Raw genomic sequence first — 12,809 nt, forward strand, 5'->3', positions numbered from 1 at the left:
TTCAGTGGTGTTCGAACTGGTCTTGGGAACAATCTCGCCTTCCATGCGTTGGGGGAAAGAGACCTCAACACAGGAGATCGAACCATGCCACGTCGAACCGAGACCACGGAGAAAGCAAAAGCCCATGCCCAGGATCTGGCCGGCAAGGTCAAGGACACCGTGACCGCCGAGGCCTCGGCCCGGGCCGAATCGCTGAAGAACAGCGCAGCGCAGGAGGTTGAGAGCGCCGCTCACGCAGCCGACGCAGCTGCCGATGAATTTCCCGACCAATCGGTGCAGCATCAGGTCTTGTCGAGGATTGCGGACAACATGGAAGCTGTGGCTGGGCAAGTCCGCTCTGCCGACTTGGCCAGTATGAGCCGAAAGGTGTCTGATTTCGCCCGCGAAAACCCGCTGTTGTTCGTCGGATCGGCTGCCTTGGCCGGGTTTGCTGCAGCCCGTTTCCTGAGCGCGCGCAATACGGGCGCGGCCCAGTCCGCATCTTTTGGTGCAGATCCTTGGGATATTGATCCGTCGCTGCTGCATGGGACCTCGGTCGATACGTCGGGCCACACCAGCGCGCTGGCGCGGATGAATGGTGGCCGCGATGCATAACCCCAACGATCTGCGATCTGCACCGGGGCTTGTGGCAAACGCGCTCAAACATCTGTCGGGTTTGCTTCAGGCTGAGGTAAAGCTTGCCAAGGAGGAGTTGTCCCGAAACCTGACGCGAGCGGGCTTAGGGCTGGCCTGCATTGGCATTGCTCTGATCCTGTTGATGATCGCGCTGAACCTCATGGCCACAGCCCTGGTCGCGTATGTCGCCGCCAATGGACTGTCGGTGGGTATGGCCTCGTTGCTCGTTGGCGCGGGTTTCGTTCTGGTTGCTGCGTGCCTGGCGCTTTTTGGCCGATCCCGCCTGTCCGCCACCGCGCTGGTCCCCGAGCAAACCATGAAAAACCTGCAGCGCGACATCGAAGCGATGAAGGAGTCGACCCATGTCTGACCTGACACCTCTTGAAACGCAGATCGCATACGAACGCAGCGCTCTTGCACACTCGCTGAATGCTCTGTCGGATACGCTGGCACCGCCACGCCTGGCAGACGAGGCGAAATCGACGCTCGAAGCCTATGGCGGGCAGATCGGTGCGCAACTCTGGTCCATGGCTCAAAAAAATCCGGCCGCCTTTGCTCTGCTCGGTGCAGGAGCAGCCCTTTTGGTTGCGGGTCCCGGGTCTGGCGCAAAAAGAACTCAATCCCCGCCCCAGGCCGTACCTCCGCAGCAGGCCTTCGACGGGTTTGACCGGCGTGTCGCCGACGCTGACAGCCGAATGAAACAGGAGATGACAGGAATGACTGAAAACAGCCAATCTGCCAGCGTGTTGTCCGCCGCCTTGGAACGTGGTCTGGACAAGCTCTCACCCCAAGCCCGTGCCCGTGTGATCGAAGCGCGCAAGGCCGCAATCGGTGCGCAGCAAGCGGTCGAGAAGCGTGCGCGGAAGGCGGCGAAGGCCTCGCAGACCTTCGTCCATGATCAGCCGCTGGCGGCCGGCGCATTGGCGCTGGGCGTAGGTATTCTGGCTGGCGCTCTGCTGCCCAACACTCGCAAAGAGGACGAGCTGCTGGGCCATCGGCGCGGTCAGCTGATGCGTCACGCCCAAAAGGTTTTGAACGAAGAACTGGACAAGCTGCATGCCGCGGCCAATGTACGGCTGGATGACGCGGCAGATCGGGCCTCTGGCGCTTTGCGCAGTCAGTGAAGCGCGCCCATGCCAACTGCTTTCAGCTCTCCATCGGCCTTGCGTGCAATGCTGGCGATCCTGACCGGGATCGCCAGCATCACCGCTTTGTACCTGGCCCGGTCCATCGTCGCGCCGATCACATTCGCTTTGGTTTTGGGGGTCGTGGTCGCCCCGCTTGCCGACAAGCTTGAGAAGGTCGGTTGCCCGCGTGTGATATCCGCCTCGGCACTGCTGTTCGTGACCAGCACCGTCATCGTCGCGGCGTTCCTTCTGCTTGAACCGTTGCTGTCCACGCTGGTCGAACAGTTGCCCGCCATCAAACGCGAGTTGCGCTCTTGGGTCGCCGCGATGTCCGAGTTCATTCGGGGCATCGAAACGCTTGGACGCGAGATCGAGGAAACCGTCGGCGCCGATGGGGCAGCGGAAACGGAGTCCGCCCTTCCGTCAGTGATGGATGCCTTGTGGCTGGCGCCCAATTTCGGATCAAAGATCCTGATTTTCATCGGCACGCTGTTCTTTTTCGTTTTGACCCGGCCCGAGCTCTATGCCGCAGCCGGTCCCCTGAAAGAGCGCCTGTATCTGGCTGACCGCGCGGTCTATCGCTATTTCGCTGCCGTGACGTCGGTCAATATCGGCCTTGGGACTGTTACGGCTGTGGCCTTGGGGCTGATCGGCATCAATGACGCCGTAATCTGGGGGGTGGCCGCCGGCCTTCTGAATTTTGTGCTGTATCTCGGCCCGCTGATGATCCTGACCGGCCTTCTGATCGCCGGTTTAACCCAGTTCGGTGGAGCCGCGGCCCTGTTGCCTCCCCTGGTTTTCCTGGCGATCAATCTTTCTGAAGCACAATTCGTAACACCCGCCTTCGTCGGCCAACGTCTGCAGGTGAATCCGCTGGTCGTGTTCATCGCCATCATCTTTGGGCTTTGGCTTTGGGGGCCGGTCGGCGCCATCGTCGCGCTGCCGATCTTGCTGTGGTTCGGCGTGTTGATGAACCCCAAGGTCATGAGCCCGATCACAACCAGCTAGACGATGTTTTCAGTTACCCCGGGCAGCGGTTGCCGCATGTCGCGCGCAACGTCGGCGTCATGCGGGACGAGGAAGCCGCTGCGCGCTTCGGGGCGCCGCACACCGTTGGCCTGAATCTCTCGCCCCCACCACGCGAACATGGCATCGGGCTCGATCTGTTTGCTCAGATCATCCGAGAACCACCAATGGTCCACCAAGGCTTGCCGCAGAACCGCCACCCGCTGCCGGTCGGTGACCCGAAGGGCGACTTCTGTGTCCCACCGCAAAGACCGTCCGTTCAGGTTGGCGGACCCGACCAAGGCATGATTGTCATCCACCACCAGAACTTTGTTGTGAACGTGAATTATCGGAGACCCGCTCAGAACCTCGGCGCGGTCATCGGCCCCGCTTGCGGAAATCGGCTGGACCGGGGTCGAAAGCGATACACGGTCTTGGAACCCCTGCTGGATGATCTCCAGGCATTTGGCTTGAAGGTCCAACCCGAATTGCGCGTCCAGTCCGTCATGCCCGCCAAAGGCCACTTCCTCGGGTAAAGCTGGCAGAACAAGCACCAGTTTCAGGTCCTGCTTGTTAAGGCCCGCCTCAGCCAGAGCCTCGGCCAATCGAGTCGATCTGAAATACTGGGTCTCGATGTGCAGAAGTTGCCGCGCGGCTTGAAAGGCGGCTATGTGCTCATCCTCGATCTCATGCGCGATGGTCTTTGGCGACAGCCGCCAGAACGCAAACCGGCGCGGGCTGGACAGGGTGCGGCGCAGGTGGGTTGCCTGAGGGTCCGGTTGTCCGGTTGCGATTTCATGTTCGAACCGGTCGATATGGCGCGCGGCCTCGGCGGCCTCGGGTCCGCGGACAAGCAACTGAACGTCTGACCAGGTGTTTTTGGCCAGACGATCGTGATCCGGTGTGTCAAAGCGCCTTTCGTTCAAGTCCAATCCGCCGAGGTAGCAGATCTCATTGTCGATCACGGCGACTTTCTGATGGTGCGACACGGTGTGAAGCCGGGGTAACGTGTCCGACCCCAGCCGTACTGCCTGCCGTTCGCGTCGTTCGCGGGACAGCTTCTGAATCCGCTGCGCCTTTTTCCGAAGAACCGCCGGCAACAGCGCGGCCCACGGCAATGCGCCAGCCTGCGCCGGGTGCATGGACACGCGAACGGTCAAGCGCGAGGCGATTTCTTGACCCAGGATTTCCGCCAGCGCAACCGCCTGCCGTTTCGTGCGCCAGCTCAGCTCGTGCAACTCGGTCGCGAAGATCGGATCGAAATCGCTGATGACCAAATGAAACGTTACACCCTTGCGAATGACATGCTCGATCAGGTCAAACCAGGTTTCCCCAATCTGGCGCGCCTCGTCGCTGCGCAGCCGTGTCATGAAATCGAATATCCGAAAACTTGCCTTGATCTGGTGCCGGGCCTCAAGAACCGCTTTTTCCAAGGCGGGCCAGGCTTGCTCGGCCGTGATCAGGACCTCAAAGTCATTCTGCTGCGGCACGGGCATCACCGCTTCTCTCATCCGCAATGGACTGTGGTTCGCTATCCGCTTCTACTTCGGAGATTTCGAACGTCACCTCATACACATAATGCGATGACGTCTCGGTTATGTCTTCGGAACCGTCCAATTGGCGGAGGAAGGCCTGCATCAGCCGCTGACCGATCCCGCCGCTATGGAACATATCCGCACCGTCGTCTGTCTGCCCGCGCGTGTTGAAGATTTTCAGGTGCAGGGTGTTCTCCTCGGGTCGGGTCAATTCCACCGAAATTGTCGGCGGTCCGTTCTGCGGAACGCCTACGTATTTGACCGCGTTCGTCAGTGCCTCGGCCACCAGCATCGACAGCGTGACTGCCTGATCCTGCCCCAGTTCGACAGGCGCGATCCGGCAGTCAACCTCGACCACCTGACCCAGAATTGGCGGTCGATGCGCCAGTTCGGCGACCAAATGTCCGATCAGTGCCTCGGTGTTGATCGTCGTCATCTGCGAGTTCTGGTTCAAGCTCTGGTGCACCATGGCCAGGCCGCGAACCCGACGCTGCAACTGTTCCAGCAAGCGCCGGGCCTCGGTGGTTTCGGCCTTGCGCAAATGCATGTTCATGATCGAAGCGATCAGTTGAAGATTGTTTTTGACGCGATGGTGTACCTCGCGCAACAAGAGCGTTTTTTCGACAAGGTCGCGTTCGTGCTGCGCCTCAGCCTCGCGGATCAACAAGACCATGCGGTTGAATGCAGTCTGTATTTGCTGAAACTCCTGCGGGGCGCCTGCGAGGCTTTCAATCGGGTCGCGCTCGCCCAACGCGAAACGACGCACGGCCGAACGCAAGCTGTCGAGATGCCGGATCACCAATCGATGCAGGCCCCACAAGGCAACTCCCAGACCGGTCACCCACATCAGGATCGGAAAAGCAATGGTCAGGGCAGTGCTGCCTGCACCGACAGAGGCCAGCGCCGCCTCGCGTGGCCAACTGCCAATCACGGCGACTTCGCCCGGAATGATGCTGGCAACTGCAAAAACCCGATCCTCTCCGTCGGCCGTTTTAGCCGAAAATGTTTTGCCGGAACTGGACAGAACCAACAGGTTTTCTTTCGCGGGCGGTAGGAATGGTTTGACCTCATCCAAGCCCACATTTGATGACAGCACTTCTCCGGTCGCGTCGAACAGGGCGATGACCACGTCACTACCAATGTTGCCAACATCCATGGGCGTGCGCGCCAGCGCATGAGGTATCGAGATGGAGACGAACCCCATAAGCTCGGTCCTGTTCATGACCGGCTGGGTTACGATGATCACTGATTGCCCTGTCGCCGCCCCGGCACGACTGACAGAAAAAGTAAGCTGCGGATTTTCCGAGATCTGCCCGAAACCGGGCGCGTCCGACAAATCGATGTCCTTCTCGACGGTCGAGCAGGCCATAATCCCATTTGGCTGGATGAATCCGGCAAATACGAACTCGGGCTGGCGTTCAACGAACCGGCGCATGAGGTCCGAACAAGCGGCATTGTCCAGGCTTCCCTCCGCAAGCGCGGCTGTAAGTCCCGAACTGGCACCAACAGCTTTCTGCAGAAGCTCCCGTTCGCGGGTGGCAGCTTCGATCGTGCGCGCCAAAACCGAGGCCCGAGATCTTTCGTCGGCCTCGGTAATCACAGCGCGTGTCTGCAATACCGCAATCAGCCCCAAAGGCAAAAGCGCCAGGGTGACTAGCGCGGCAAGATAGACGGTCAGGCTGCGCGGTTTCGCACCCATCGATCGTCAGGCCGCCGGTTGCGTCTGAACGATCGCCGCCGTCACCGCATCAGTCAATTCGATGGGTTCGTCATCTTCCAAACCCATCAGTTCGGCCAGTTGCGCGCGGGCCCGGTTCACCCGGCTTTTGATCGTTCCAAGGGCGACGCCACACATCTCGGCCGCTTCCTCATAGGAAAACCCTTGTGCACCGACCAGCACCAACGCTTCGCGCTGTTCATCCGTCAGTTGGTCAAATGCAACCGCAAAATCCTTCAACGCCAGCCGTCCGTCATGGTCGGGCTTTTGCGACAGGCTCTCGGCCATGGCGCCATCCACATCCTCGACTTCGCGCTTGCGCTTGCGGTGCAACGAAAAATAGGTGTTCCGGACGATGGTGAACAACCACGCCCGCATATTGGTGCCTTCCTGGAACGAGTCGATATTGCTCCATGCCTTGATCAATGCGTCCTGCACGATGTCATCGGCAGTGGCGCCGTTTCGGCACAGGCTGATCGCAAAGGCACGCATCGCACCAATATGTTCGACAAGCTCTTCTCGCGGATCAACCATCCGAGCCTCCCGTGTCACCGCTTTTGGGAACACTGGTCTGATTGCGAAGTTTTTCAAGAAGATCGACGAATCGATCCGGAACCGGTTCGTTGGCTACCTCATCGAAAGCCCGCTTGAGGTTCTCGTCGATCCTTTGCTCTATTTCTTGCCGATGGCTTCGGCTTGGCTGTGGTTTTGTCATGGCATCATCAAAAATTTTTACTTTTGCTGGAACCATAACGCCCCAGTATGCGTTTGGTTCCCGAGTTTAGAGAAAAAAATGAGGAAAACATAGATGACCGAGCTGACCGGAGTTTCCGTCGCAGATAAAATTGGCCCGCTCTTGCCGTTTCTGCGCCGTTATGCCCGTGCCCTCACCGGCTCACAGGACAGTGGCGACGCCTACGCCGCTGCATCGCTTGAAGCGATCCTTGCAGATCCCGCCCAGTTCGAAGCCGATCTCGCGCCGCGGGTCGCGCTGTTTCGTGTTTTTCACGGTATTTGGTCAACGTCGGGAATGCCCGTTGACGCCGATGGCGGCAGTTCTGACATTCAATCGCGCGCTCACGCCCAGTTGGCACGCCTGACGCCCAATACGCGCGAGGCCTTGCTGCTGCGCACGGTCGAAGAGTTCTCGGTCAGCGATATCGCCGCAATCATGCAGATAGAACCCGCCGAGGCTCAGAAGCTGATCGATATCGCCTACGAGGAAATGGCCCGCCACACTTCTGGGCGCATTTTGATCATCGAAGACGAAGCAATCATCGCGATGGATCTTGAAACGATGGTGACCGACCTGGGCCACCGGGTCACAGGGGTCGCACGCACCGAGACGGCCGCCATTGACTTGGCCGAGCGCGAGCCGTTCGACCTGATCCTGTCGGACATTCAACTGGCGGACAAGTCCAGCGGAATCGATGCCGTGAACCGCATCATTGCCCAGCACGGCGATTGCCCCGTCATTTTCATCACCGCCTTCCCCGAGCGCCTACTGACGGGCAAAGGGCCCGAACCGGCCTTTTTGATTTCCAAACCCTACACCGAAGAACAGGTCAAATCGGCCGTCAGCCAGGCCATGTTCTTTGCCTCTAGCGCCGTGATCGAGGTCTGACGCGGCAGGACCGCGCTGCAAGAAAAAACTCAGGCGATGAAACACGAGGAACACCATGGAAAACGAGATTGCACAGACCGCAGAGACCGTGACGAACACCGTTTGGGCCAAACTGTCACAAGTTCTGAATACCGAGCTGTATGACGGGAAATCGCTGAGCGACCTGCTGACGCTCGAGGCCCTTCTTGGCCTCGTCGCGAACGCGATCGCGGCGCTGATTCTATTGGTTCTTGGGATTGTGATTTCAAGATATGTCGGCCGGAAGATCCGGGGCGTCGGTGAAAACTCGGAACGTCTGGACGACACGCTTTTCAACTTTCTTGGCAATCTGGCGCGCTATACGATCCTGGCGTTTACAGGGCTGTTCATTCTGAATACGTTTGGGGTGCAGACGACGTCGATCATCGCGCTGATCGGTGCCGCGGGTTTGGCCATTGGTCTTGCCCTGCAAGGCACATTGTCCAACGTTGCAGCCGGCGTGATGATCATCCTGTTCCGACCGCTCAAGATCGGCGATTTCGTTGACGTGAATGGCGTGCTCGGAACCGTAAAAGATATCACCCTGAACTACACCGAAATTGCGGATATGGGGAACGTCAAGGTTATCGTTCCCAACGCCGAGGTGTGGGGAAACACCATCAAGAACTATTCCGTCTACGAGACCCGTCGTGCCGAGTGGACGTTCGGCGTTGGATACGGCGTAAAATTGGCGGAGGCCGAGCGCGTCATTCGCGAGACGATCATGTCGGACGCCCGTTCGCTGGCTGATCCCGAACCGTTCATCCAGGTGAACAATCTTGGCAGCAGCAGCGTCGATTTTCTTGTCCGCGTGTGGTGCAAGTCTTCGGACTACTTCCAATACCAGGCGGACATGAAGCGCAAAGTCAAAGAGGCGCTGGACGAAGCCGATATCAATATTCCGTTCCCAACCCGCACGCTGCTGATCGAAGACGTCGAGAGACGGCAAGAGAAGGCGATCGCGGCAGAATAACCTTGACTGTTGAACCTGGGGTCTGAAGCCAGAGCTCATCGGACAGATGTAGCGTTTTGAGCAATTGAGATGCGGTCATCGGCTGGGACGCTGCAATGATTGCAGCGACTGAAACAACAAAATGGGATGGCCATGAACTTACTATGTGAGACTGGATGTATCTGGTGAAAAAACTGCTACTTGCGTGATCGACGAGACCAGGGTCGTTGAGAAGGAACTCTCGTCGCAAAGCCTGTCAATGAGCATTCAATACTGACCGGGTTTTGGAGTGCGCCCCTTTTTGCTCCGAAACTGAAACAGGCCGCTACAGTCATATCCGATTTCCTGGAAAGTTGAGAGGCAGAGCCTGCAGTAGAGCCGCAATGTGGCTTGCTGCAGGCAATCAAACGGACCGTTTTGCAACTTTTTTGCGCAACGACCGCCAAGTGCCGGATACTCCGCTAAATCGCTGCTTTGGCTGTCCTTGGCAGCATGCGCAGCGAATGGCTGCGAGAATCACAGGTTCTTGGGCCGTGCAGCGAGCGGCGATTTGGGTCTGGCCCAGTTGTGTTTCAACGCCAACACGTCACGACAGCCGATAGAAAGACCGTGAGACATCGGTCTTGTCGGGTTTCAACGCGCTGCCAGTCTTTTAGTCTGCCGAACGTTTTCGCGCGGCACGGATCGCCGCATATCGGATTTCACACGCGACTTGCGCTTTTTGCGGCCCGGGATACAGGCGCATATCCCGTTGCCTATCAACGCGCCTGTAAATCAGAGACAGGCAAATCCTTTGACTGAATTGTCCAGCGCAGTTTTGGGGATTGCCGCCAATTGGTCACTGCACCCAATGGAAGGTGAGGTCGTCGCCTAGCCGGAGCCCAAAATCGCTTCAATCTTTGACAGGGTTGCGGAGTTCACTGCGACACCCGCTTTGCTTGACGAAAGCCGGCTCTTGCGGCGGCCATCACCGGGCAGATGCGCGCCGTCCTGAGATCTGATCGACTCAACCAGAGTTGCCATGGCATTTGAAAACAAACCTGCAGAGGACGCCACGGGATCAATCGCAATGAAGAACTGCCCTGTCTTCGGGGGGCCACCGGCCGTTCCGGAAAAAGGCGATGCGTTCAACCCAAGTGTCGATCCGGTAAGGGCAGCGGCCATGACTTCGGTCAGTAAAGCAACACCCACGCCCTTGTAGCCGCCCGAGGGGGCCATGCTGCCTTTCAAACCAACGTCAGGGTCGGTTGTCGGGTTGCCGTCAGCGTCCAGCGCCCATCCGACAGGAATGGCCTTGCCTTCTCTTGCATGCTTCATCACTTCGCTTTTGGCGATGGTGCTGGCGCTTTGATCTATCAGCAGCGCGGGTTGACCATCCGTACCCGGTGCAGCGATCGAGAACGGATTGGTCCCAACAACAGGTTTCGATCCGCCCGAGGGTGCGATGGATGCTGGCGCATTGGTGAACCCCAATCCGACCAGCCCTGCCTGGGCCAGCCGATACGTATGATAGCCCAGCACACCGCAATTGTAGCTGTTTGTAATCGCCAATGCGGCGATGCCCTGTTCCCGTGCCGCAGGGATCAGCGCCTCGAAACCCAGATCGATGGCCGAATGTGCAAACCCGGTTTTGGCATCGACGCGGATGAGGCCCGGACGCGGGGTTTCAAGGGCCGGTTTTGCGTGACCGTCCACCTTGCCGCATTGAACATGCTCGCAATAGATCGGGATATACGCCAGCCCATGGCTGGCCACGCCGTCCGCTTCGGTCGCGGCTGTGGCAACAGCCAGAGGGCGTGCGTTTTCTTCGCTTGTGCCGGCGGCAACCAGCGCATTGAATGACAGCTCTTCGATTTCGGCAAGCGAGAGGGTTCTGGTTTCGGTCATCGGGTGGTCCTTCAATCGTTGTCTGACAAGCCTGCACCAGCGCCAAGCAGCCGGGATTCTTCAGTTGCGGGGGCATAGGTGCGATGCGCCACAGTGTTGAGGAATTGCCACGCCCCCGGATCCGGGTCAGCGCGGCTGTGCAAGGAACGGGTGGGTCTGTTGCGGCCGGTTTCGGTTATCCCTACGCGGTTTGCCTTGTCCATTCCGAAATCTTCACAGCTGAGATGAACACCATCAGTGGTCGCGGAAACCCCGTCCAAAGTGATTTCCACAGTCGATTTCCGCTTTTTCGCCATGGTGGCGACAAAGGGCAGCAACAGAAGAGGTGCGGCAACATTGGAAATCAGAACTTTGCCTTGCGACAGGGCGTCCGGGCAATCTGATAGCGCCGATCCGGTCATAAGGGGGCACAGATCCCGGGCGCCGGCCCACATGCCGTCCCGGGCCTCTGGGATGTGATGTTCCAGGTGCGGCGCAAATTCTAGCTCAAGCAACTGGGACAGGATCGCAGGCCCGTCAAACCCCTGGACGCACAGCCATCGGGTTGCTTTCGCGGCCTCCTCCGCCACACCCCAGGCATATCCAGCCCCACGGGTTGCGCGTTTGGCGGTGGCTTCCACTTCGTTCAACGAGAAGGTCATTGCACAACCTCCGGATAAACCCAAAGATCGGCATTCGCGGTGTTCAGCTCTTCCGGGTAGGGCGCGCCCGCATACATGCAGATACGCACCCACCGATCCGAACGCGGGTCGAAATGCGTCGCCCCAAAGAAGGACAGTTTGGCGCGCAGCATATCAATGGGCATCACCTGCGCGCTGATCGTGTTGTCTCGAATTTCACCGTAGGGAGCGATACGGCTGATTTGCGCGCGGCGCACGCTGTGGCGGTGTTCCGGATGGCGCAACAGAAACTCTGCTATCGGAGCGTCATCAGGCCAGTTCTGCAACGCTTCGAAAGCCAAGGTTGCATCCCGCGCCGGTGCAAGAGGTTGTTCATAATCCGAGATCGGCTCCTCGAACCGCTCGCCCAGCCGGGGTTCCAGCTTTTCTTCGGATACGTACCAGGCCCGCGCGCAGTTTTCGGCGGCGGCCCAATCAAGGTTCAAAGCCCAGTCAAAACTGTTCCGGATCAAAGCGCGCACCGCTGATACCGGCATGGTCCCATCAATCACCTGTGCAGAGGCGTCGGTGTCTGCCATGCAGCTCGCAAGCCCGTCAACAAGCGCGCCGTAAGGTTCAAGGATCAAAGAGGCCAGCAGCTCCTGACCTTCTTCGGTCAGCGCGGCTTCGGACCAAAGGATCAGTCGGTTCCAGGGGTGATCCTGTGTCAGATCATCCTTGGCCAGGTATTTCTCGATTTCTTGCAGATCCGAATTCAGCGCCGCCAGCTTTTCCATCTGCACCGGGTGTTCAGATCGCCACCAGGCGATTGACTGTTTGCAGCGTGCAAAGACATCGCAAAAGACACGTGCTTCATCTTCCGAAGCCGCATCAATGGACCGAACGCGCGAGATCGCCTCCTCGCGCACCATGATCCAGTTGTTGAACAGCACCGGGTGATTGACGATGAACGGCGCCATGCCCAGGCCGGTCGAATTCCCGATGCCCAGCCAGCGCGCGATGTCCGGATCAAGCTCTGCGGTCTGGTCTTGGCCTTTGACCCGCGCCATGTGCTGCACCAGATCGCGCACAAAGGCGCGGGTCAGATAGACCGACAGCATCTCGATCTGGAACGGACCGCTGACTTCGGCCCGGCCGGCTGTCTTTTCGCGGTCCGCCGCGCCGAATTTGCCCGAACCATAAACGGCCGTGGTCCGCATCAGATAGCCGACCTTGTAGATCTGTTCGAGGTCGGGTTGCCGCCCCGCAGCAAGCTGATCCACCACATGAGCCCAAAGCCGCACGGAACGGTTCGCCCGCGACAGGGACAGTTCGGCTTCGCTGACGCGTCCGGCTTCTTGCAACGGAACATTCTGCGACAGACGGTCGATATCCTCTGACGTTGGAATGCCGTCAAACAAGGTAAAGGTGGCATCCCAGGCCTCGGCAATCACCCGGTCCGATCGTTGATCGGGTGGCAGGTCATGGGCAAAAGCGACCAGCGAATAAGCCCGATCGGGGCCTTGCGCAGTATAGACCGCATGGCCCACACCCTTGTTGTCAATTTCGAACGCGGGGCGCGAAAAGCTCCAGTTTTCCTCGGCCATGCGACGCGTCAGCTGCCGCATAAAGCTGAGCCGACATTGGTGCAACGATCCCAAACGTGACAGCCGCATGACCGTGGATGGGTCACGTCTGGCGATCTCTGTCTGCGCGTGTGGTTCCATTTG

General features: G+C 59.0%; 13 protein-coding genes and 1 pseudogene. 6 read left to right on the top strand and 8 right to left on the bottom strand.

Annotated features, from left to right (window positions below; all coding sequences use genetic code 11):
* Positions 1-84 precede the first annotated feature (84 nt).
* The 4 genes from I9185_RS12040 to I9185_RS12055 are packed head-to-tail and all read left to right on the top strand — an operon-like array spanning position 85 to position 2,750.
* On the top strand, positions 85-594 hold the full coding sequence (locus I9185_RS12040) for a hypothetical protein (protein ID WP_171724071.1): 510 nt from the start codon (positions 85-87) through the stop codon (positions 592-594).
* Positions 587-985: a phage holin family protein gene (locus I9185_RS12045; RefSeq protein WP_171724072.1), complete on the top strand. Its 399-nt coding sequence runs from the start codon at positions 587-589 to the stop codon at positions 983-985. The genes I9185_RS12040 and I9185_RS12045 overlap by 8 nt, the downstream gene beginning before the upstream one ends.
* Positions 978-1,739, top strand: coding sequence for a DUF883 family protein (locus I9185_RS12050; protein ID WP_210093173.1), 762 nt, complete (start codon positions 978-980; stop codon positions 1,737-1,739). Before I9185_RS12045 ends, I9185_RS12050 begins: the two co-directional genes overlap by 8 nt.
* 9 nt (positions 1,740-1,748) lie before the next feature.
* Complete coding sequence (locus I9185_RS12055) at positions 1,749-2,750, top strand: AI-2E family transporter (protein ID WP_210093174.1); 1,002 nt, start codon at positions 1,749-1,751, stop codon at positions 2,748-2,750.
* Here the strand turns inward: I9185_RS12055 and I9185_RS12060 are convergent.
* The 4 genes from I9185_RS12060 to I9185_RS12075 are packed head-to-tail and all read right to left on the bottom strand — an operon-like array spanning position 2,747 to position 6,750.
* Positions 2,747-4,243 (bottom strand): phospholipase D family protein, encoded by a 1,497-nt coding sequence (locus I9185_RS12060; protein ID WP_210093175.1) that lies wholly within the window; start codon positions 4,241-4,243, stop codon positions 2,747-2,749. The two genes, I9185_RS12055 and I9185_RS12060, sit on opposite strands and share 4 nt — an antisense overlap.
* Positions 4,221-5,981 carry a sensor histidine kinase gene (locus I9185_RS12065; RefSeq protein WP_171724075.1) on the bottom strand — a complete coding sequence of 587 codons (1,761 nt, stop codon included), beginning with the start codon at positions 5,979-5,981 and terminating at the stop codon, positions 4,221-4,223. The genes I9185_RS12060 and I9185_RS12065 overlap by 23 nt, the downstream gene beginning before the upstream one ends.
* A gap of 6 nt (positions 5,982-5,987) precedes the next feature.
* The gene (locus tag I9185_RS12070) at positions 5,988-6,533 is read right to left on the bottom strand and encodes an RNA polymerase sigma factor (protein WP_171635524.1); all 546 of its coding nucleotides are present in this window, start codon (positions 6,531-6,533) and stop codon (positions 5,988-5,990) included.
* Positions 6,526-6,750 (bottom strand): NepR family anti-sigma factor, encoded by a 225-nt coding sequence (locus tag I9185_RS12075; RefSeq protein ID WP_245218085.1) that lies wholly within the window; start codon positions 6,748-6,750, stop codon positions 6,526-6,528. Before I9185_RS12075 ends, I9185_RS12070 begins: the two co-directional genes overlap by 8 nt.
* 57 nt (positions 6,751-6,807) lie before the next feature.
* On the opposite strand from I9185_RS12075, the gene I9185_RS12080 reads away from it, so the two are divergent.
* On the top strand, positions 6,808-7,623 hold the full coding sequence (locus I9185_RS12080; protein WP_210093176.1) for a response regulator: 816 nt from the start codon (positions 6,808-6,810) through the stop codon (positions 7,621-7,623).
* A gap of 55 nt (positions 7,624-7,678) precedes the next feature.
* Positions 7,679-8,614 (top strand): mechanosensitive ion channel domain-containing protein, encoded by a 936-nt coding sequence (locus tag I9185_RS12085; protein ID WP_210093177.1) that lies wholly within the window; start codon positions 7,679-7,681, stop codon positions 8,612-8,614.
* A 551-nt stretch (positions 8,615-9,165) separates the two neighbouring features.
* Here the strand turns inward: I9185_RS12085 and I9185_RS20445 are convergent.
* From I9185_RS20445 to I9185_RS12100, 4 genes and pseudogenes are all read right to left on the bottom strand, one after another.
* Positions 9,166-9,343, bottom strand: a pseudogene (locus I9185_RS20445) (IS5/IS1182 family transposase); the annotation flags it as partial.
* A gap of 120 nt (positions 9,344-9,463) precedes the next feature.
* On the bottom strand, positions 9,464-10,480 hold the full coding sequence (locus I9185_RS12090) for an Ldh family oxidoreductase (RefSeq protein ID WP_210093178.1): 1,017 nt from the start codon (positions 10,478-10,480) through the stop codon (positions 9,464-9,466).
* A gap of 11 nt (positions 10,481-10,491) precedes the next feature.
* Positions 10,492-11,121, bottom strand: coding sequence for a DUF3726 domain-containing protein (locus I9185_RS12095; protein ID WP_210093179.1), 630 nt, complete (start codon positions 11,119-11,121; stop codon positions 10,492-10,494).
* Positions 11,118-12,806, bottom strand: a complete 1,689-nt coding sequence (locus I9185_RS12100) for a hypothetical protein (RefSeq protein ID WP_171635534.1) — start codon at positions 12,804-12,806, stop codon at positions 11,118-11,120. Before I9185_RS12100 ends, I9185_RS12095 begins: the two co-directional genes overlap by 4 nt.
* Positions 12,807-12,809: the final 3 nt, after the last annotated feature.

Origin of the sequence: Ruegeria sp. HKCCSP346, from assembly GCF_017872595.1 — a bacterium.
In the GTDB taxonomy this organism is placed as follows: domain Bacteria; phylum Pseudomonadota; class Alphaproteobacteria; order Rhodobacterales; family Rhodobacteraceae; genus Ruegeria.